This window comes from Blautia stercoris, assembly GCF_054657695.1.
The window spans coordinates 653,954-675,000 of sequence record NZ_BAAHYF010000002.1 but is presented as its reverse complement, the minus strand read 5'-3'; the positions used below and the strand labels follow the sequence as shown (position 1 = coordinate 675,000).

Below are 21,047 nucleotides of genomic sequence, written 5' to 3'. Positions count from 1 at the left end.
ATTCCATGCGAACTTGATTGTAAAGATTGCAAGCGCTACGATACCTGGTTTTACCAGCGGAAGCATAATCTGTCCAAAGACACGGAATCGTCCGCATCCGTCTACAATTGCTGCTTCTTCCAGTTCTTTTGGTAATGACATGAAGAACTGTCTTAAAAGGAAGGTACCAAATGCACTAAATAAGTTTGGCATAAACAATGCAGGAATCGTATCCAGTAATCCCATTTTCTGAATAATCTGATACTGCGGAATCAAGAAAATCTGTCCCGGTACCATAAGTACCGATAAGATTAATACAAACAGCGCATTTTTGAACGGAAAGTCAATACGTGCAAACGCATAGCCTGCCATCGAACAAAATGCGATCTGTACAAGTGTCGTAACCGCTGTAGAAATAATCGTATTCATATAAACTGTTCCAAATGGAATCGCAGAGGATACAATTGTATGATATGCAGTCGTTACAAAGTTTTCCGGGAAAATTGTCGGCGGAATCTTCATCGCTTCTCCGGATGTTTTAAACGAAGTTAAAATCATCCATAAGAATGGAAATACTACAACAGCAACTCCAGCAAGAAGAATCAGATGGACAATCAAATGATTTAAGTTTGATTTTTTGGTTTTCATTCTCATTCTCCTCCTTCTTAATCATAATTTACCCATTTTTTCTGTCCAATCATCTGGATTACAGTAACCAGCATGATTGCCAGGAAAATAAGGATTGAAATTGCGGCTGCGTATCCCTTATGACCATAGTCAAACGCCTGTCGATAGAACAGCATAACAACCGTTTGCGTTGATTCATAAGCTGGATTTGCTTTTCCGACCATCATATATACCGTATCAAATACCTGGAATCCACTAATGATAGAGGTAATCATTACAAAGAAGACTGTCGGTGTCAGCATCGGTATCGTAATTTTGAAAAATTGCGTAACCGCACCTGCTCCATCAATTGCTGCCGCCTCGTAATAAGATTTACTGATTCCCTGCATACCTGCAAGCAAAATAATCATGTTATATCCCACTGTCATCCAGAGTCCGACAACCATAATTCCAAACAATGCGGTATGCGGGTCTGTCATCCAGTTATGACCTTTTCCGCCTACTGCTTTAAGCGCACTGTTTAAGATACCCATCTGTTCATTATACATCCATTTCCATACCATAGCTACCGCAGCTGACATTGTTACAGAAGGCAGGAAATATAAGGTACGATAAATTGATTTTCCTTTGATTTTTGCATTCAGCAGAGCTGCTAATAAGATTGATAAAAACAATCCTAACGGTACAGTTATAACAACATATTTTAAGGTATTACCAAATGTTCTCCATACTTCTTTGTCACCCAGCATCTCTTTATAATTTGCCAGTCCTACAAATGTAGACATGTTAAACTTGTTTACATCATTAAAACTAAACCAGAAGTTCTGGATAAACGGCCAGATATAGAACACCAGCAAACCAATTGTGACCGGTGCGATCAAGACATATCCTGCAAACCAGTCTTTTTTCTGTCTTTTCGACGCTTTTTTTCTTGGTACTTTTGCTTTCACTTCAGCCATTCTTTCACCTACTTTATTACTTTGCTAAAAGTGCATCTGCTTCTTTTTTCAGTCCGCTACAAGCATCTGCAAGTGACATTTCTCCATTGTAAGCTTTTGTCAGCCATGTAGATTCTTTGTCATACAGTTCTGCTGCCTGTGCACAAACCGGAAGTGGATAAGCTTCATCTGCATGGTTTGTATAAGCTGCTAAGTTGTACTGGCTGTTTGCTTCTGCGAAGTATTTCTGAGCATCTGTTCTGGCGGAGATAACTACACCTGTCTCACCCTGAATCTGCTGTGCCTCAGCACTTCCAAGCCAGATAGCAAATTTTTCAGCCTCTTCTTTGTTTTTAGAACCTTCATATACTGCATATCCAAGACCGTTGATACAGTTATCTTCTACACCATTGAATGTAGGAATTTCAACACAGTTAATTTTATCTTTGATTGTATCATTAGATGCATATTCCGGAACCATGTAAGAACCTGCAAAGTTCATTGCAAGCTGTCCGCCTTCAAACATTGCATCTGCAGATGTTTCTGCAAGTGTAGCTGCACTTGGTGAAAGTCCTGCATCAATCATATCAATCCAGCACTGGATACCTTCCTGAGTTTTTTCATCTTCGTATCCTGTTTCTGTTGCATCATCATTTAAAATCCAGCCGCCGTTTGCGTATACTGTCTGATAATACCATGTCTGGAAGTCAACCGGGCACGCAAATGCATAAGTACCTTCCGGAAGTTTGTCTTTTAATTCTGTTGCCAGAGCCACTAAATCATCATAAGTCATATCATCTGTCGGATATTCAACTCCAGCCTGGTCAAACAGTTCCTTGTTATACCATAACGCATTTGTATCGAAGTCTTTCGGTACTGCATAGTTTTTGCCATCACGAACATAGTTATTTACCAGTGTTTCTGAAAAATTGTCGTTGATGTCAGAATCAGCGATTGCAGAAGAAAGGTCATCTAAGATTCCGCCTTCCTGATAAGCATCCAGATGCAGTACGTTTAACCAGAATACATCAGGAGCTGTTCCGCCGCCTGCTGCTGCTTCTAATTTTGTCCAGTATTCTCCACCTTTGTATGGTGTTAACTGAATTTTAACTGTCACGTTCTCATTTTCTTTTTCGTAAGCTTCAATCAGTTTTTCCATTGCAGGTCTCTGATTTTCATCCCAGATACCGAATGTTAATTCTGTTTTACCTTTTGATGAACCGCTTTTTTCATCAGAAGAACTGTCACTGCTTGAACCGCATCCTGCAAGCATGCTTGCACCAAGGATTGCAGTCATTCCGAATGCTACCATTTTTTTCATGTTTTTCATAATACTTCTCTCCTTTTCTTATTATGATTGTTCTGTTTTTACAGCTATCTATGAAAACGGTTTTCCGTTTTACATACTTCCTTTTTGCCGGATATCATCCAGCTCTATTACGGCTCCGCCGTGTAATCTTGATTCCTCCGCTGCAAGAGCACAGTAATGACTCTCTACAGATTTTTCCAGTGAAGTAATAGAAGGACTCTCTTCTCTGTTTCCAAGTAAGATATCTACAAATTCTTCTACCATTACAATGTCTCCACCGCCATGTCCTGAAAAATCATCGGATAATTCAGAAGCCGGAATCAATTCTGTTTTTAATTTTGCCCCAAAAAGTGTAGTTTCAATGAAATCATCTTCCACATCCCAGGAACCCATTGTTACATTCATTTCACCTTTCGTTCCACAAAACTGTGCATGTCTTGCAAAATCAGCAGTGTGACCATTCATGGAAAAACTCATTGTTGAACCGTCTGTCATATTTAAATTTACAACCTGATGGTCTACTACATCGTTATCACAATGATAAACGCATCTTCCATAAGGTCCGGTTTTCAATGCTTCTTCTACAGATTCCGGTGTCGGAATTTCTGTAACAACATCTAACGGCCAGCGGGTATTTCCATTTCTTGCTCCAATTCTCTCACTGTCCAGATAAATGCTTTCTGCATCATAAGGACAGGTAGCTTTTACTTTGCAACCATCAAGACACCTCTTCGTACATCCCTCCGGTGCATTTTCTTCTTTAAATAAATACGTGCTTCCAAAAGAAGATAAAGATTTACATTTTTTATCTGCCAGCCACAGATATAAATCCATATCATGACAGCATTTCTGCAAAATCATTGGACTTGACAGTTCTTTATTTCTCCAGTTACCTCTTACAAAACTGTGTGCCATATGAAACCATCCTACATTTTCGGATGCATTGATAGAAACAATATCTCCAATCACACCAGAATCCAGGATTTCTTTTACTTTACGGAAAACCGGTGTATAACGTAAGACATGACAGACAACAACTTTGCGGTCACATTCTTTTGCTACTTCTACAATTTCACGGCACTCATCAAGATCCGGCGAAATCGGTTTTTCCAGTAACAGATGGTATCCCTTTCTTAATGCCGGGATTGCCTGCGCTACATGCTGTCTGTCCTGTGTCGTAATAAACATCACATCTGCAAGCTTCTCTTCTTTTAACATTTCTTCTGCACTTGTATAACATCTTTCTTTTGGAACGTGATATTCCTCCGCTACCATTTCCACTTTTTTCGGATTGACATCTGCAATCGCAACAATCTCAATCTTATCCGGATGGATTTTTGCAGCTTTGGCATAAGTATCTTTTCCCCGGCTTCCAAGTCCGGCAAGTGCGACTGTAATTTTATTTGCCATTTCTTCCTCCTCTTTTCTTCTGATGTAGCCTTAAAATCTTTCTGTATTCATATCAAGCTGTTTCAACCCACAATTGAATGAAATTGCTTGTGAATCAAAGAAAAGCGGGTAGAAACAGCTATCCACAATAATAACTGTTTCTTATGCCCGCTTTGGCTCCGCTCATTTTTTTTGATTTATCTGCTTTCGGAAACAATTTCATAACTCTGTTTTCTGAAATCAACTCTTACTTTTGTACCATCAGAAAAACTTGTTTCCTGTACCATGTAATCCCCATTCACCATCTCATGACGCAGCATTTCACATTTTGCAACTTTTTCATGTAAATCAGATACGATTTTACTGCGCTCGATATTTTCTTTCAGACTGAGTTTTACTTTATCCTCAAATGCACCATCAAAATTCGGATATGCAGCATCACGAATCAGATACGGTGCTCCGCCGTTTAACAGGGCATAAAGCATATAATCATCTTCATCGCTGACCTTATCCATCATCCATGGTTCAATCACACAATCATGATAAACCAGATTGTATAACGGAACCGGAACGCCCTCTTTTGGAGTTCCGGGCTGTCTCATCATAAAGTCATAAGGTGCATAATGGCAGAAAACCAAACTCGGAACCGCCCAGTCACTCACTTCTTCAGAACTTGGCAGAATTCCGCAAGAGAGCAAATACTCAAAGCATTTTCCTCTGAATTCATAGCAGTCTCTTCTGGTCATGCGATGTTCCGGATTATCACATTCATCACCTTCATTACAGGTGAATACGTCCAGATACGCCCCATCTAATTCTATACCATTTCGTTTTATTTCTCCAAAATTTCGTTTTACATAATAACTTGCCTGTGTCGCACACAGATAAGACTGTGGACCGCCTGCCCATCTTTGATGCTTCGGAATTGTTCCATCCGGCAGTCTGCATGCATAATTTTCATCAAAACTTGGCGCCGCCAGATAATAATCACGGTACTGATCATGGATTCCAAACATATAACCACACTCATGCATGGTATCGGCAAGCTTTTTCATACCGTCCCAACCACCGGCTTCTTTACATGCCGGAAGGTAATCCGGATGTTTATTATCATATCCCGGTTCAGCCCAGCCGTCTAAGTGAAGATAAAGTTTTTTCACTCCGGCCTCATGGATTTCTTTTATCTCCTGCACACGTGTCTCAAACGTTGTCAGGTGATTATTTTTATCCGGATTTTCCGGATCAAAGAAATCAGAATTTTCCTGTACCTGAGTTTTGATTCCTTTATGTACAAATGCACATCCGATTAAATCATTAATGGATGGATTTCTCATTGCTTTTTCAGACAAAGTACGAAGCCTTCCCTGCTCATTTACATACCCTCTGTAAATTTTACAAAGGGTATTATAATCGCAGTCCGATGCAAATGTATAACGCATAATTCTGCGATAATCCATTTTGCCAAGACTTGGTTCAAAATAAACCCCTACGTGTGTATATGGTCCATTCGCCGGATGATTGGCATAATAACCTCCGTTCCATGGTGTCTCACAAATTGCAATATAACCTTCCCGCTCTTTTACCTGACCAAACCACGGCATATAACCGCCCGCAGTTTCAAAAAATCCATTAAACGGAATTGCTCCCAGCTCCGTTTCCCAGTCATTTGGAATGAGCACACCCTGTTCATGTGTCAGCAGTGTATACCATTCTTTGCTTGGATTTGTAAATTCCATTGCTCCAGGCCAGAACAGCTTTTTAATATGAAGTCCTTCTTCTTTTAAAGGAATCCATTCAAAATACACATGTCCGGTTGCACCTTCAATCCAGATTAATGTTTCAAAACTGTATGGATATTTTTTTCCTTCTTTTTCAAAATCAGAAAATATACTTCTGATTCCGACTCCGATTCCCGTCTGATACGTTTCATGAGAAATTGAAGCTGCCTCGTCAAAGAAAAGCTCTCCTTCCTCACATTCCATATATGGACGGAATCCTTCTTTCCAAGACCACTTTGTCTTTTCTTGTTCCAGTGTCACCATCAGACTTTTTTCGTCCAGACTGACAGCTACTGTCCCCTGTTCAATTTTTCTCATAGCGTAATCCTCAATTTCTACTTTTTTCTACTCTTTTCATCACCTTTAAATATAATTAACAGTATATACAGTTTTTCGGTCAATATGTTGCCTTATTAAATACTTTTCTTGTCTTATTGCATACTTTTTGTTAAAATATCCGCAGGAGGAATACAGATGACCTACATTAAAACCACATTGAAGCGGGAAATCGCAATCGATTCGATTATCACAATCCACTATTTTGAATACATGAAAGACTTTGTCTTTCACGGGGAATCTCATGATTTTTGGGAGTTTCTTTACGTTGATCAGGGAAGCGTCATTGTACAGGCCGGAGAAAATCATTTCCGGATGGAAGCCGGCGATATTATTTTTCATGAACCAAATGAATTTCATGCCATCCGTTCCGTCGGAAATTCTTCGCCCAACCTTGTTGTTATGTCCTTTATAACAAACTCTCCTGCCATGAATTTCTTTCGGAAGAAAAATTTCACCCTGAATAAGTCGGAGCGCACTCTTGTCTCCTGCATTTTAAATGCTGCACGTGAAGCCCTTGCCACACCCCTGCATCTGCCCTCGATTGAGCAGGTGAAAATTAAACCCAATGCACCATTTGGCTCACAGCAGATGATTCTGCTCTATCTCGAACTATTTTTAATTACACTCGAACAAAATTATCTTCAGCTTGATGCAAAACCACCAGAACGAAAACGACATTTTCCACTTGCCACTCCAATCGAACTGTCTGATACAAAAGCGCAGAGAATTGAAGAAATCATTCAATATATGCAATTTTGTATCTGCGAACAGCTCAATACGAACCAGATTTGCCAGCATTTTTCCATGAGCCGTTCCTCTTTGCAAAAACTCTTTCAAAAAGAAAAAGGCTGTGGACCGATGGAATATTTTAATCGCATAAAAATTCAGCGGGCTAAGGCAATGATTCGAGATGGAAGTAAGAATTTTACTGAAATTGCAGGATTTCTTTCCTACAGCTCTCCCCAATATTTTTCCAGACAATTTAAAAAATCCACCGGTATGTCACCGATGGAATATGCTTCTTCCGTAAAAGGAATTTCTCAGGCATTAAAAGGGGATGATTAGAATCTGCTCTAATCACCCCTGCTTTTATTTTCCAAAACTTTTTTGTTTTCTTAATTTCACTTCTTATTTTACACGGAATGCTACGACACTACATGCCGGAATTGTAAATTTCAGCCCTTTTTCTGTGATTTCATAAGCAGTAAATGCTTCTTCTGTTACATTTTCCGGTTCTTCAAATGTATTGTAAGCATGCATTTCCTGATTTACAATACTTGCACTGACGTCGGATGGATTCAATTCTGTAAATGCCACTTCTACTTCTTCACTGTCTGTTGTAGAAAGATTATTTAAGGTAATTGTAACAATACCATCTTTATCGATTGATACCGATTCCTGTAATTTCGGCACCTGATATTCTTTTTCCCCTGCATCTAAAGTAGAGTTTCCTGTAATACAGCTTTCTACAAGGTCTGCATCCTGATGGTGACGATACTGATGGAATACGTGATAGGTTGGTGTTAAAATCATCTTTTCCCCTTCTGTTAAAATAACAGACTGTAATACATTGACCATCTGTGCAATACAAGCCATTTTTACACGGTCACAGTGTTTATTGAAGATGTTCAGGCTTAAACCTGCTACTAAGGCATCACGCATCGTATTCTGCTGATATAAGAATCCCGGATTTGTTCCCGGCTCTACAGTAAACCAGCATCCCCATTCATCTACAATCATGCCAACCTCTTTTTCCGGGTCGTACTGATCCATAATTGCACCATGGCGGTTAATTAACTCTTCCATGTACAGAGCTTTCCATAAAGTTTTGTACCATACTTTTTCATCAAAATCAGTTGCGCTTCCTTTGATTTCCCATCCTTCCGGATGTACATAATAATGAAGAGAAAGTCCATCCATAAATCCATGAGCCATTGGCGGCTGTGGTGCTGCATAACAAGTTTTTAATACGCCCTCTGTCCAGAAATAATCTGCAACATTCGCACCTCCACAGACTTTCTTAATCGGCGCAGAATTATCATAATGGCGAACATAAGTCTGGTATCTGCGGTATAAGTTTGCATAGTATTCCGGAGTCATATTTCCACCGCATCCCCAGTTTTCATTTCCGACACCAAAGTAATCGATTTTCCACGGTTTCTCATGTCCGTTTGCTTTTCTTAAATCTGCCATCGGAGAAACACCGTCGAATGTAATGTATTCCACCCATTCGCTCATCTCTCTTACTGTTCCGCTTCCTACATTTCCGTTTACATAAGTTTTACACCCCAACTGTTCACATAATTCAAAAAATTCATGTGTTCCAAAGCTGTTATCTTCTACCACACCACCCCAGTGTGTATTAATCATTTTCTTTCTGTTTTCTTTCGGACCGATTCCATCCATCCAGTGATATTCATCTGCAAAACATCCACCCGGCCAGCGTAAAAGAGGAATCCGCATCTCTTTTAATGCCTCTACTACATCGGTTCTCATTCCGTTTTTGTTTGGAATCGGAGAATCTTCTCCCACATAAATTCCTTCGTAAATACATCTTCCAAGATGTTCTGCAAAATGTCCATAAATTTCCGGATTAATGTGTCCCTGTTTGTTCTTTTCATTTACATATAATTTTGCCATAAAATCCTCCTGATTTTTACTCCTGTACTCTCGGAATTTTCACCTCAGTCGGTAAGCTTCCGACTTAAGATAGCTCCTCCATGGGATGCGCATCTTTCTTCTTTCCATCACTATATTGGATGTTGACTTCGATTGCAAGTGGTTTCTGAATTTTTTGCTGATTTCGGGCTTTTTTGCCCCATTTTCCATACAAGTCGTCCAACATCCTATAAGTTGTATGTGATTTTCGTCAAAAAAGAAGCCCTGATACAAGTTTTTTCACTAACTTGTACCCGAGCTTCTTTTCTTAGTTTTTACTCATTCTAAATCACTGTCAAGCGGATATTCGCAATCCGCTTTCGCTATTTGGTTAAAAAATCCTAATCTTAAGCATTTAATGGATATTTATCTGTCAGCTGTTTTACAATCGCTTTTGCTTTTCCAATATTTTCCTTATCTTTTACCATAAGTGCAATTGCCTCTGCAATCTGGTCCATATCTTCTTCATTCATTCCACGTGAAGTTACTGCTGCTGTTCCAAGTCTGACACCACTTGTCACAAATGGAGATTCAGGGTCGTTTGGAATTGCATTTTTATTACAGGTAATATTTGCTTCATCAAGCAGATTCTCCATTACTTTTCCGGTAATTCCTGTTCCTCTTAAATCAACCAGCATCAGGTGATTCTCTGTTGTTCCGGAAACAATGTTAATGCCTCTCTTTAAGAGTCCGTCGCACAATGCTTTTGCATTTTTCACGATGTTCTGCTGATAAACTTTGTATTCCGGTGAAAGTGCTTCTTTAAAGCAGACCGCTTTTGCTGCAATTACGTGCATCAAAGGACCACCCTGAATACCTGGAAATACTGCTTTATTAAAATTAAACTGTTTTGCAATCTCAGCACTGCTCATAATCATACCGCCTCTTGGACCTCTTAATGTCTTATGAGTGGTTGTAGTTGTTACATGCGCATAAGGAATTGGACTTGGATGTACACCTGCTGCCACAAGACCTGCAATATGAGCAATATCGACCATTAAATATGCGCCAACTTCATCTGCAATCTCACGAAATTTCTTAAAATCAATCACACGGCAGTATGCACTTGCACCGGCTACAATCATTTTCGGTTTTGCTTCAAGCGCAATCTTTCTGACTTCTTCATAATCAATCACACCTTCATCATTGACTCCATAAGGAACAATTTTAAAATATGCTCCTGAGAAGTTTGCCGGACTTCCGTGTGAAAGATGTCCGCCATGTGCAAGGTTCATTCCCATTACGGTATCTCCCGGCTTCAGCATCGCAAAGAACACTGCCATGTTTGCCTGTGCACCGGAATGAGGCTGTACATTCACATATTCGCACCCGAAGAGTTCTTTCGCTCTCTCAATTGCAAGACGTTCCACTTCATCTACACACTCGCACCCACCATAGTACCGTTTTCCCGGATAACCCTCTGCATACTTATTGGTTAAAGGACTGCCCATAGCTGCCATAACTGCCTTACTTACCCAGTTCTCTGAAGCGATTAATTCAATATGGGAATTCTGACGTTCCACTTCATCTGTAATACACTTCGCAATTTCCGGGTCTACTGCCTGAATCTCTTCAAATGAATACATGTTTTCTAACCTCACCTTTCTTATCATTTCATTCTTTACTTTTTTACCAGATTCTTCGTATTGTGGATATTTGTTTCTCTCACAAAGACATTGTCTGTGTAAAAAAATGCCCAGAGCCGGAATCGAACCAGCGACACGAGGATTTTCAGTCCTCTGCTCTACCAACTGAGCTATCTGGGCTTGTGCGAAATTTTCTTGAATTTCGACAACACAGCCATCTTACCATACTCTATTTAAAATTTCAAGCCCCTTTTTTAATTTATTACGTTAAAGTAAAGCGGACATTCGCAATCCGCTTCGCTACTTGCTCATGAACGCAGTCGCTTAGTGCTCTGCGCACTTGAAGCGGGGGAATGCTTATCTGCGTTCAAAAACTTTTTATTTCCCCCAAAAAACCTCCTACTTTTCCACCTCCTGTGAAATGTTGTAATTATGCATAAAATGTGGTATCCTAACCACGATAACACAAAAATTTTTAACGATACAAGGGTTAATGAAATTATGATGAATATACGAAGATTAATAGCCATCTGGAGCGGTCGTCTGATTAAAACCGCCTGCCAGATTACCGGAAAACAGGGTGTTACGCTCGCCGGAAAAGTCGCACTCTCCATTTATCCACCAATCTTAAAAGAACTGGCTGCCGAAGTGCGAAAAGACACTTTTATTGTATGTGGTACAAACGGAAAAACAACTACCAACAACCTGCTTTCCGATTTTCTCGTCTCAAACGGAAATAAAGTGGTCTGTAATCACACCGGTTCTAATATGTTAAACGGTGTAGTATCTGCTTTCGTTTTAAGCGCCAGATTAAATGGACACTTAGATGCAGATTATGCCTGTATCGAAATTGATGAAGCTTCTACTGTCCGTGTGCTTCCTCATTTCAAACCGGACTACATGGTTTTAACTAATCTATTTCGTGACCAGCTTGACCGCTATGGAGAAATTGATATCACTATGAATCTGCTCTCCCGCGCCATGAAAATGGCACCAAATATGAAGCTTTTAGTCAATGCCGACGATTCCCTTTCTACTTATCTGGCAATGGATAATAAAAATCCATATACCACTTACGGAATCAGCGAACAGGTATTCAAAGACCAGAATTCCAAAGAAATCCGTGAAGGTCGTTTCTGTAAACGCTGTGGTCACAAAATGGAATACAAATTTTATCATTACAGCCAGCTCGGGGATTATTACTGTCCGAAATGCGGATTCAAACGTCCAAAACCGGAATTTGATGCTTCTCACATTGATATGTCCGACGGGCTTGCTTTTGATGTAAAAGCTTCCCATATCAAAGCCAACTATCGTGGATTTTATAATATTTACAACATTCTTGCCGTATTTGGCGCAGCTTCCATGGCAGGAATCCCAACAAAAAACTTTAATAAAGTGCTTGGAGATTACACTCCACAGTTTGGACGAAACGAACAGTTCTTTATCAATGGCACTAAAGTTATGTTAAACCTTGCCAAAAATCCGGCCGGATTTAACCAGAACATCGGTGCAGTTATGACTGATACCAGTCCAAAAGACATTATTATTCTGATCAATGATAACAGTCAGGATGGAACGGATGTCTCCTGGCTCTGGGATGTTGACTTTGACCGTTTAAAAGATGCCAATGCAAGCTCTATCACCGTAACAGGAATTCGAGGAGCGGATATGCGCCTGCGTCTGAAATATGTTGACATTGCTTCTGATTTAGAAAATGATATTGAAAAAGCCATTGAATCCAAAATTAAAAATGGCACAAAGAATCTTTATGTACTAGTTAACTACACCGGACTTTACTCTACACACAATATTTTAAAGAAAATGGAGGGAAAAAAGTAATATGAAGCTTACGATTGGACATTTATATCCTGACCTTTTGAACCTCTATGGAGACAGGGGCAACATCCAGTGCATGATGAAGCGCTGTCAATGGAGAGGCATTGACTCAGAAACAATTGAGTTCACCTTAGAAGATAAAATTGATTTTACCAAACTTGATATTGTACTGCTTGGCGGTGGTTCTGACCGTGAACAGATGCTTGTATGCGACCGCTTAAGAACGATTCAGAAAGATTTTCATGATTATGTTGAAGACGGCGGAAGCGTCATTGCAGTCTGCGGTGGTTACCAGCTCTTGGGACATTATTATGATACCGATGAGGGACGAATCGAAGGTCTTTCCCTTGTTGACCTCTATACCGAACAGGGAAATCCACGTCTGATTGACAATATCGTACTTCAAAATGATGCCTTTGAACATCCGATTGTCGGATTTGAAAACCATGGTGGACGAACTTACATTGGAGAAAACCGCCCCTTCGGAAGAGTACTTTATGGTCATGGAAATAATGGAGAAGATGGCACAGAAGGTGTACTTTACAAAAACGTGGTCGGAACTTATCTGCACGGTCCACTGCTTCCAAAAAATCCACATATCAGTGACTATCTGATTAAAAATGCTCTAAAACGAAAATATGGCACGGATGAACTTACACCACTTGATGATACACAGGAATTAGAAGCAAATGCTTCGATTTATCAACGATTTGTAAAATAAGAAAAGTGCGGAAAACCTTTGAACTAATCTTTAAGGGTTTCCCGCACTTTTTTATCTTTTATTTTTTCTCAATTTTCCGAAGTAATGGAAGTGTAAATTTCGCATCAAAGAACGAAATAAACGGACCTAAACAAAATGCACTTAACAGTGTACCAATCCCAACGATTCCTCCTGCCAGAAAACAGATAAGCGCACACAAGGCATCTGTCGAAATTCTGTGCCAGAAATATGAAATCGATGGTTTGCGCATTGCCATAATCAGCGACATACTGTCATAAGGCGCAGCACCGACATCCGGTGTCTGATACATGGATACACCAAAACTGCACACAACTACTCCAATACAGACAACGATTAACCTCTGCCACATCACTTCCGGAATTCCAATTCCGTTACTGAGCAGCTTATAAAAAAATGTCACTATGTATCCCAAAAACAATGCGTTGACTACCGTTCCGGCTCCGATGAATTTTCGACCGAAAATAATTTCAAGCACAAAAACCGCCAGATTAATCAATACCAGAAAATTCGCATAAGCCATTCCCACGCAGTCTGAAAGTGCCATTACCATCCCGCTGTACGGGTCATTTCCAAGACCGGAAAGTTTAAAAACCGCAATCCCAAGTCCCAGAAAGATATTTCCCACTACCATAACCAGAAGCCGTCCCCATCCGGCTTTTTCAAAATACCTTCTTATCATTTTTCTTTTTACTCTTCTTTCATTTTTTTGACTCTGTCAAACTCTTCTAAGATTTCTTTTTCCGGAGCTTTTGTACACAAACTGAAAATCACAATGCATAAAATGCTGATTACAAAACCAGATGCAAGAGAGTATAAACCAGTTGCGGTGCCCAGAGTCTGTCCATTGATGAACGGAATATAATCCCAAATAATAACAGTTAATCCTCCTGACACGATTCCGGCAACTGCGCCTGCAAAATTTGTCCTTCTCCAAAACAATGACATCAGTACAATCGGACCAAATGCAGAACCAAGACCAGCCCATGCATTTGATACCAGTCCCATAATACTGTTGTTCGGATTCCATGCAATTGCAAATGCCAGCACTGCAACCACGATAACAGTAACACGGCTTACTTTTAATACTGTTTTTTCATCCGCCTGAGGTTTTAAAATATCTTTATAAATATCTTTTGAAACGGAAGACGCAGTGACTAGGAGCTGAGAATCCGCAGTTGACATAATTGCTGCCAAAATTCCACATAAAAACACTCCACCGATGAACGGCAGACGTAAATCCTGTGTAAATATCTTCGTAATCATCTCAATAAATACACTTTCTGTTGAAGCCTGACCTTCCGTTCCTAAAATAACCGGATACAGATAAGCTCGTCCAAGCACACCGATTGCTACTGCTGCAAAGAGAGACAGTGCTACCCATATAATAGCAATAACTCTTGATTTTTTCAATTCTTTTTGATTCTTTACAGCCATAAACCGGGTCAAAATATGCGGCATTCCACAATAGCCCAGTCCCCATGCAAGCTGAGAGAAAATTTCGATAAAAGAATAAGAACTTTCTCCATTTCTTGTCATGCTTAAATATGCCTGATGTCCGCCAATGACCTGGCTTTCATCTAACATGGCATTTAAATTTCCACTTCCAATAAAACAATACGCAAGCACAGGTACGGCAAGCAGCCCAACCAGCATCAGACTTCCCTGAATAAAATCGGTCACACAAACTGCCATAAAACCACCCATAAACGTGTAAGCAAGAATAACAACTGCTCCAATTGCAAGTGCAATGTGATAATCAATTCCAAATACGGAATGAAATAATTTTCCTCCGGCTGATAAAGCAGACGCCGTATAAACCAGAAAGAATACTACAATTACAATCGAAGATACTAAAAGTAATACACGTTTTTTATCACGAAACCGGTTTTCAAAATAAGCCGGAAGTGTCAATGAATTATTTGCAACAATTGTATACCGTCTCAGACGGGAAGAGATGCATACCCAGTTAAACACCGTTCCTAAAAACAAGCCAACAGCAATCCATGCCTGACCGGTTCCAAGTGCATAAACGGTTCCCGGCAATCCCATCAAGAGCCAGCCACTCATATCAGACGCCTGTGCAGACAAAGCAGCCACCCATCCGCTCAGTCCACGTCCACCAAGGAAATAATCTTCCGAGTTTTTTGTTTTCTTCATATAAACCGCACCGACAACTACCATTAATATCAGGTAAGCTGCAAATGCCGCTAATACGATAACAATATCATTCTGTTTCATCTTTTTTCTCCTTATTCTGCTTCTGTCTTCTGCACGCCTCAACCTTTGACGGCATGCATCAAAGATTGATTTACTTCTGTTTCTGTGCTTTTCGATGTCCGGAAAGTTCTGCAACTGCAGTATAAAGAACGTCTGTAGAAGAATTTAAGGCTGTTTCACAGGAATCCTGAATGACTCCGACAATAAATCCGACACCAACTACCTGCATTGCCAAATCATTGGAAATTCCAAATAAACTGCAGGCAAGCGGAACCAAAAGTAAAGAACCTCCTGCTACACCAGATGCACCACAGGCACTGACTGCGGATAATACACAAAGAATAATTGCTGTTGGAAAATCTACAGAAATTCCAAGCGTATGAGTTGCTGCAAGCGCCAGAATAGAAATCGTAACGGCAGCGCCTCCCATATTAATTGTTGCTCCAAGAGGAATGGAAACAGAATAAGTATCTTTATCCAAACCAAGTTCCTTGCATAAATTCATGTTGACTGGAATATTTGCAGCAGAACTTCTTGTGAAGAATGCTGTGATTCCACTGTCTTTTAAACATTTAAATACAAGCGGATATGGATTTTTACGGATTCCGATATAAGTAATCAGCGGATTTACTACCAGTGCTACAAATAACATACTTCCTACTAAAACCAGAATCAAATGTCCATAACTGAGCAGAGCATCAATTCCCTGCTCTGAAATTGTTGTAAATACCAGCCCCATAACACCAAACGGTGCACAACTGATAATCCATCTTACACACTGAGAAATCGCATCGGAAATATCAGTAATTGCCTTTTTCGTTCCATCCCCTGCTTTTCTAAGTGCAATTCCAAGAAGAACCGCCCAGGAAAGGATTCCGATATAATTTGCATTTGCGATAGCATCGATCGGATTGGATACAATATTCATAAACAGTGTCTTTAAAACCTCTCCAACCCCACTTGGAGCACTGACATCCTCCACACCTGCTGTCAGGGTCAGTTCCACCGGAAACAGAAAACTTGCTATCACTGCAACCGTACCTGCCAAAAAAGTACCAAGCAGATATAATACAACAACGGTTTTCATATTTGTCTTTTTTCCCTCTTTATGCTGACACAACGCACCAGACACAAGAAAGAATACCAGAATCGGAGCAACCGCCTTTAATGCACCAACAAAAAGCTGTCCTAAAAGCCCGATTACGGAAAACTGCGGAACAACCATACCAAGAATAATACCGATAATCAAACCGGCAATAATCCTTTTTACCAGACTGATGCTGTTCCACTTTGTCACGAGTTCCTTCATTTTGTCTTTTCTCCTTTTTCCCTCTGTACCCTCGCTCTCCTCATATCACAAAAGTACATCGCTTTATCAATATTCGCTCATCATTTTATCACAATCGGCTCAATAAGCAAAGCATTTTGTCTTTCTCTGCAAAATTTTTGTCCTTGTAACGAAAACACGCAAGATTCTCTGTGTATTTTCGCTGTTTTTTCGTGTTTCTTTTAGAGCGCGAGACGTTGCAGAACGTCCGGTGGACGTTCGCTTTGCAACGACCGAAGCGGAGTCCTCGAACCTTCGAGTCCTGCGGGATTGGAAATACAAAAATAATATCCACATGTACCCTCTTGCTTATCAGAGCGCGAGACGTTGCGGAATGTCCTGTGGACATTCGTTTCGCAACGACCGGAGCGGAGCGGAGACCTCGAACCTTCGAGTCCCGGCGGGGCTCGAAAACACAAAAAAGATGGTATCCGATTGGATACCATCTTTTTGTGTTTCTTTGAGAGCGCGAGACGGGACTCGAACCCGCGGCCTCGACCTTGGCAAGGTCGCGCTCCACCAACTGAGCCACTCGCGCAAAGAGCGGGTGATGGGAATCGAACCCACATATCCAGCTTGGAAGGCTGGTGTTCTACCACTGAACTACACCCGCAGGTTATTTAATTGTTGCTGTCTCGTTAAGACTTGTTTATAATACCTCAAATTGTTTCTATTGTCAACACTTTTTGAAAAATTTTTTTAATTTTTTTTAAAAAGGGGACTGCTGCCTTATTTCCAAGACTGCAATCCCTCTCTTTATTATTTATGCCAGACCATGTACTTCAAGCCAATGGTCTAATGTTTCTTTATTGCTCTTAATTCTTCTTGCACGAATCTGGAATACAATCAATGTAAGCAAATTAAATACTACAAACCAGATAAGCAGATAAATCACTGCGTTCATAATACTTTCGCCACCTGCGATTGTGCTTCTGAATGCCTCTACTGTATAAGTAAACGGTACCCAGTCATGCAGGTATTTTACAAAGTCACCGGAAACTTCAAGCGGGTAAGTACCAACTGAACCTGCCAGCTGAATTACCATAAATACCAACATTAAGAAACTTCCGACTTTTCCAAGTGAGTTTGTGAAGAAGTACATAATTGACATAAATGTCACACTTGCCACACAAACAAACGCTAATGTCTTGCCAACTTCAAGTGGTGTAAATCCATCAAATACATGCAGTAATGCAATCATTACAAGACCCTGTAATAAAGCAATTGTATAAAGTACAGAGGCTTTGCTAATCCACCAGGAGAATCCTGATTTTAATTTGCCTTTGTAACTTGTCAGAGGATACATTAAACTAAATGCGATACATCCAACCCAAAGACCAACAGACATCATATATGGTGCCATTGCGTGTCCGTTGTTTTCTACGGTTGTAATCTTTGTTTCACTTGCCTCTACCGGGCTTGAGAACATGTCATAAGTATTGTCGTCTGCCTTGGTCTCTTTGACTTCTTTTGCTCCATCCGCAAGGCTTGTTGCCAATGTGTCACTTCCATCATAAACTTGATCAAGACCATCGCCTAATTCTTCACTTCCGTCACGAAGCTGTCCGGCTCCGTCACTAATTTGTGCTGCTCCATCACTCAACTGGCTGACACCGCTAAGCAGTGTACTATTATTTGCTACCAGCTGTTTTGTTCCGGATACTAAGGTTGTTGTTCCATCTTTTAACTGACTTGCGCCATCATAAAGCTGTCCGCTTCCGGAAGATAACTGTTTTGCTCCATCATCTACCTGTTTGATTCCGCTTGAGAGTGTTCCCATTCCGTCATCTAAACTTCCGGCTCCATCGTCTAACTGTTTGACTCCGTCTACCAGTGTCGGTACAGCGGATTTCAAAGTTCCAGTTCCTTCACTTAAGCTGCCTGCTCCGTCATCTACCTGGCTGATTCCTGCTGCAAGGGTTCCCATTCCGGTATCTGCTGCTTCTGCACCTGCGCTTAATGCTTTTGCGCCGGTGTTTGCACTCTGGATACCTGCTAAAAGCTGAGATGCACCGCTCTGGATTCCGCCTAAGGCTTCTGACTTAAACTGAGTTCCGCCTGCTGCTACCTGCTGGATTCCTGCTGTCAGTGCCGGACTCTGTTCTGCAAGCTGTTTTGTTCCGGCTGCCAGTGTCTGGCTTCCCGGAAGAATCTGAGTACTTAATGCACTGTTAATTGTTGAAATTCCAGTTGTAAGTGCCGGTGCCTGTGCTGTAATCTGCTGAACACCACCTGTATAACTATTTACACCAATTTTTAAACTGTCACTTGCTGATTTCAATTTATCAACCGTAACAATTAACTGTTGTAACTGTTCTGCGCTTACTTCTGCCTGTGCAGAAGTTGAAGTGTTTGTTGTTGTAGTTTCAACGCCTGCCACTTTGTCAAGCTGTGCACTTGCATTATCGGCTGCTGATGAAACGTTCTGGCTTGCACCTCTAAGTGTTTCTGCTGCGCTTGCACTCTGGGATGCTGCATTTGCAAGCTGGCTGTTTGCGTCATTTACAGATGCTGCATTTGCATTCGCTGCTGCAATCGCCTGATTTGCAATGTCTGCTACCTGATTGATATCACCATTTGCAACGGCTGTTGCCAGTGCTTCTGATAATCCATCAACTGAAGTAACCGCTTCCTGATTGGTGCTGATGCTTCCTACGCTGTCTGCTGCTGATGAAAGTGCATCTGCCTGACTCTTTAATCCATTCACTGCATCTTTTGCACCAGATACATCTACGCTAACTTCTTTTGTTGTGCTCTGTGAAGTCTCGTTTGCTGAAGCAGTTGTTCCTGCCATCTGATGAAGCATTGCGGAAAGCTGGCTAAGACCATCATTAATTCCTGTTGCTCCTGCTACAAGCTGTTTGGAGTTTGCTCCATCTGTTCCATTTACTTTTTCAAGTCCTGCCTGTAATGCTTTTGCACCACTTTCTGCACTTGATGCTCCTGCAGTTACCTGCTCGAGTCCTGCCGAAAGCTGAGATGCTCCATTATTTAAAGCTGTGGAAGATTCCGGAAGACTTGCTGTGCTTTCCTGTAACTGATTAAGTCCCGCACAAAGTTTTGCCATTGCCTGGTCTGCTGTACTGATTCCCATTGTCAGAGAAGTTCCACCGGCTTCAAGCTGTTCTGTTCCGGCTGCAAGCTGACTTGCTCCAGTTTTTAAACTAGCTGTTCCAGTTTTTAATTTTCCAGAACCATCAACTAACTGAGAAGTTCCACCCTTTAACTGAACTGCGCCATCTGCAAGTGCATACACACCATCCTGTAAGGTTGGCACCTGTCCATTTAACTGGTCAAGTCCGGTCTTTAATGCACTGGAACCATCTTTTAACTGGCCGGAACCAGATACTAACTGAGAGGTTCCAGATGCAAGCTGTGCGGTTCCGGTTTTCGCAGTTGCAATACCGTCTTTTAACTGACCTGCTCCACTGTCGAGCTGTGTTGCTCCACTGCCAACCGTACTGACACCGTCTACATACTGCTTTAATCCAACTTCAAGTGTATCACTACCATCTTTAAAAGTAAGTGAACTGTCTGCTAAAACATTCAGATTTTCGGAAATGGTATTATTTCCATCGACTAACTGTGTAACTCCGTCTTTTAACTCTTCAGAGCCATCTGCCGCTTCCTGCATTCCATCTCCAACAGTTACAATCTGATCAAATACAGTTTCTACATAAGTCTTTGTTACCTCTTCGGCCACACTGTTTTTAATCTTTTCCATTGCAGTTTCACTCATTTTAGAAGCAATGTAGTTTGTTCCCGGATTGGTATCATAATCGAGTTCCATTTTCTGAGGTTCTTCATCCATAACTGTGGATGCATTTTCTGAGAAGTTTTCCGGAATCGTAATTACCATGTAATAAGTTCCGTTTTTTAAACCTCTGGCTGCTGTCTCCTGGTCTACAAAGTTAAAACAAAGAGAATCCTCATCTTTCAGCTTATCGACTAATTTCTCTCCGACTTTAAGTTCCTTGTCATTGTAGGTCACCGGTTTATCTTTATTGACTACCGCTACCGGAAGTTTATCAAGATTTCCATAAGGATCCCACATTGACCCCAGAAAAAGTGTGGTGTAAATCGTCGGTATTGCAATAACAGCAATTACAACCACTAAAAGCAACTTATTCTTGAACAAGCTTTTCCACTCTTTCCCTAGCATATACATTCCCCTTTCCTTATTCAGTTTTCTCTTTCGGATATTTGTTATCTTTGAAATGCTTATCATTTCTAAAAGATAATTGATAACTCTGTTTCTTTCTACGTCAAATCGCTTATCCGATTTCGATTTGTTTAACGTACTTTGAATAGTTTAATAG

The 21,047-nt window shown here is 40.7% G+C and carries 15 protein-coding genes and 3 tRNA genes (1 of these 18 cut by a window edge); 3 read left to right on the top strand and 15 right to left on the bottom strand.

Going from position 1 to position 21,047, the window contains the following annotated elements:
• From ACYQ2D_RS12940 to ACYQ2D_RS12920, 5 genes are all read right to left on the bottom strand, one after another.
• Positions 1–633, bottom strand: the 5' portion of a protein-coding gene (locus ACYQ2D_RS12940) for a carbohydrate ABC transporter permease (protein ID WP_408610102.1). 207 nt of this gene lie to the left of the window's left edge; the window shows 633 of its 840 coding nt (coding positions 1–633); it begins with the start codon at positions 631–633; its stop codon lies beyond the left edge, outside the window.
• Positions 634–644: 11 nt separating this feature from the next.
• Complete coding sequence (locus tag ACYQ2D_RS12935; protein ID WP_117456639.1) at positions 645–1,565, bottom strand: carbohydrate ABC transporter permease; 921 nt, start codon at positions 1,563–1,565, stop codon at positions 645–647.
• A 16-nt stretch (positions 1,566–1,581) separates the two neighbouring features.
• On the bottom strand, positions 1,582–2,874 hold the full coding sequence (locus ACYQ2D_RS12930; protein WP_117456638.1) for an ABC transporter substrate-binding protein: 1,293 nt from the start codon (positions 2,872–2,874) through the stop codon (positions 1,582–1,584).
• A 69-nt stretch (positions 2,875–2,943) separates the two neighbouring features.
• On the bottom strand, positions 2,944–4,263 hold the full coding sequence (locus tag ACYQ2D_RS12925; RefSeq protein ID WP_117456637.1) for a Gfo/Idh/MocA family protein: 1,320 nt from the start codon (positions 4,261–4,263) through the stop codon (positions 2,944–2,946).
• A gap of 176 nt (positions 4,264–4,439) precedes the next feature.
• Positions 4,440–6,338 carry a DUF5696 domain-containing protein gene (locus ACYQ2D_RS12920; RefSeq protein ID WP_118701493.1) on the bottom strand — a complete coding sequence of 633 codons (1,899 nt, stop codon included), beginning with the start codon at positions 6,336–6,338 and terminating at the stop codon, positions 4,440–4,442.
• A 156-nt stretch (positions 6,339–6,494) separates the two neighbouring features.
• Between ACYQ2D_RS12920 and ACYQ2D_RS12915 the strand changes: the two genes are divergently transcribed.
• The gene (locus ACYQ2D_RS12915; RefSeq protein ID WP_459785707.1) at positions 6,495–7,424 is read left to right on the top strand and encodes an AraC family transcriptional regulator; all 930 of its coding nucleotides are present in this window, start codon (positions 6,495–6,497) and stop codon (positions 7,422–7,424) included.
• A gap of 63 nt (positions 7,425–7,487) precedes the next feature.
• On the opposite strand, the gene ACYQ2D_RS12910 is transcribed toward ACYQ2D_RS12915, so the two are convergent.
• The 4 genes from ACYQ2D_RS12910 to ACYQ2D_RS12895 all read right to left on the bottom strand — a co-directional run bounded on the left by ACYQ2D_RS12910 (position 7,488) and on the right by ACYQ2D_RS12895 (position 10,783).
• Entirely contained in the window at positions 7,488–8,999 is a 1,512-nt protein-coding gene (locus ACYQ2D_RS12910) for an alpha-N-arabinofuranosidase (RefSeq protein ID WP_117456634.1), read from the bottom strand.
• Between the two features lie 64 nt (positions 9,000–9,063).
• Complete coding sequence (locus ACYQ2D_RS12905; protein WP_279289517.1) at positions 9,064–9,192, bottom strand: hypothetical protein; 129 nt, start codon at positions 9,190–9,192, stop codon at positions 9,064–9,066.
• A gap of 172 nt (positions 9,193–9,364) precedes the next feature.
• Entirely contained in the window at positions 9,365–10,603 is a 1,239-nt protein-coding gene (gene glyA / locus ACYQ2D_RS12900; protein ID WP_187558919.1) for a serine hydroxymethyltransferase, read from the bottom strand.
• A gap of 107 nt (positions 10,604–10,710) precedes the next feature.
• Positions 10,711–10,783 (bottom strand) — tRNA-Phe (locus tag ACYQ2D_RS12895).
• 324 nt (positions 10,784–11,107) lie between these two features.
• Here ACYQ2D_RS12895 and ACYQ2D_RS12890 point away from each other — a divergent pair.
• Positions 11,108–12,445 (top strand): MurT ligase domain-containing protein, encoded by a 1,338-nt coding sequence (locus ACYQ2D_RS12890; RefSeq protein ID WP_117456651.1) that lies wholly within the window; start codon positions 11,108–11,110, stop codon positions 12,443–12,445.
• A 1-nt stretch (position 12,446) separates the two neighbouring features.
• Positions 12,447–13,163: a type 1 glutamine amidotransferase gene (locus tag ACYQ2D_RS12885; RefSeq protein ID WP_459785704.1), complete on the top strand. Its 717-nt coding sequence runs from the start codon at positions 12,447–12,449 to the stop codon at positions 13,161–13,163.
• A gap of 58 nt (positions 13,164–13,221) precedes the next feature.
• Here ACYQ2D_RS12885 and ACYQ2D_RS12880 read toward each other — a convergent pair whose 3' ends face one another.
• The 6 genes from ACYQ2D_RS12880 to ACYQ2D_RS12855 all read right to left on the bottom strand — a co-directional run bounded on the left by ACYQ2D_RS12880 (position 13,222) and on the right by ACYQ2D_RS12855 (position 20,890).
• The gene (locus ACYQ2D_RS12880; RefSeq protein WP_459785703.1) at positions 13,222–13,863 is read right to left on the bottom strand and encodes a YczE/YyaS/YitT family protein; all 642 of its coding nucleotides are present in this window, start codon (positions 13,861–13,863) and stop codon (positions 13,222–13,224) included.
• 8 nt (positions 13,864–13,871) lie between these two features.
• The gene (gene putP, locus ACYQ2D_RS12875) at positions 13,872–15,422 is read right to left on the bottom strand and encodes a sodium/proline symporter PutP (protein ID WP_459785701.1); all 1,551 of its coding nucleotides are present in this window, start codon (positions 15,420–15,422) and stop codon (positions 13,872–13,874) included.
• A 70-nt stretch (positions 15,423–15,492) separates the two neighbouring features.
• Positions 15,493–16,710 carry a serine/threonine transporter SstT gene (gene sstT / locus ACYQ2D_RS12870; protein WP_459785699.1) on the bottom strand — a complete coding sequence of 406 codons (1,218 nt, stop codon included), beginning with the start codon at positions 16,708–16,710 and terminating at the stop codon, positions 15,493–15,495.
• A 483-nt stretch (positions 16,711–17,193) separates the two neighbouring features.
• Positions 17,194–17,266, bottom strand: a tRNA-Gly gene (locus ACYQ2D_RS12865).
• A 4-nt stretch (positions 17,267–17,270) separates the two neighbouring features.
• Positions 17,271–17,341: transfer RNA gene (locus ACYQ2D_RS12860), tRNA-Gly, on the bottom strand.
• A gap of 150 nt (positions 17,342–17,491) precedes the next feature.
• Entirely contained in the window at positions 17,492–20,890 is a 3,399-nt protein-coding gene (locus ACYQ2D_RS12855) for a YhgE/Pip family protein (protein ID WP_459786185.1), read from the bottom strand.
• Positions 20,891–21,047 lie beyond the last annotated feature (157 nt).

Coding starts and splice junctions, on each gene's coding strand:
- glyA (WP_187558919.1), bottom strand. CDS start 10,603: ATGTATTCATTTGAAGAGATTCAGGCAGTAGACCCGGAAATTGCGAAG.
- ACYQ2D_RS12920 (WP_118701493.1), bottom strand. CDS start 6,338: ATGAGAAAAATTGAACAGGGGACAGTAGCTGTCAGTCTGGACGAAAAA.
- sstT (WP_459785699.1), bottom strand. CDS start 16,710: ATGAAGGAACTCGTGACAAAGTGGAACAGCATCAGTCTGGTAAAAAGG.
- ACYQ2D_RS12890 (WP_117456651.1), top strand. CDS start 11,108: ATGAATATACGAAGATTAATAGCCATCTGGAGCGGTCGTCTGATTAAA.
- ACYQ2D_RS12925 (WP_117456637.1), bottom strand. CDS start 4,263: ATGGCAAATAAAATTACAGTCGCACTTGCCGGACTTGGAAGCCGGGGA.
- ACYQ2D_RS12930 (WP_117456638.1), bottom strand. CDS start 2,874: ATGAAAAACATGAAAAAAATGGTAGCATTCGGAATGACTGCAATCCTT.
- ACYQ2D_RS12885 (WP_459785704.1), top strand. CDS start 12,447: ATGAAGCTTACGATTGGACATTTATATCCTGACCTTTTGAACCTCTAT.
- ACYQ2D_RS12855 (WP_459786185.1), bottom strand. CDS start 20,890: ATGCTAGGGAAAGAGTGGAAAAGCTTGTTCAAGAATAAGTTGCTTTTA.
- ACYQ2D_RS12935 (WP_117456639.1), bottom strand. CDS start 1,565: ATGGCTGAAGTGAAAGCAAAAGTACCAAGAAAAAAAGCGTCGAAAAGA.
- ACYQ2D_RS12910 (WP_117456634.1), bottom strand. CDS start 8,999: ATGGCAAAATTATATGTAAATGAAAAGAACAAACAGGGACACATTAAT.
- ACYQ2D_RS12880 (WP_459785703.1), bottom strand. CDS start 13,863: ATGATAAGAAGGTATTTTGAAAAAGCCGGATGGGGACGGCTTCTGGTT.
- ACYQ2D_RS12915 (WP_459785707.1), top strand. CDS start 6,495: ATGACCTACATTAAAACCACATTGAAGCGGGAAATCGCAATCGATTCG.
- putP (WP_459785701.1), bottom strand. CDS start 15,422: ATGAAACAGAATGATATTGTTATCGTATTAGCGGCATTTGCAGCTTAC.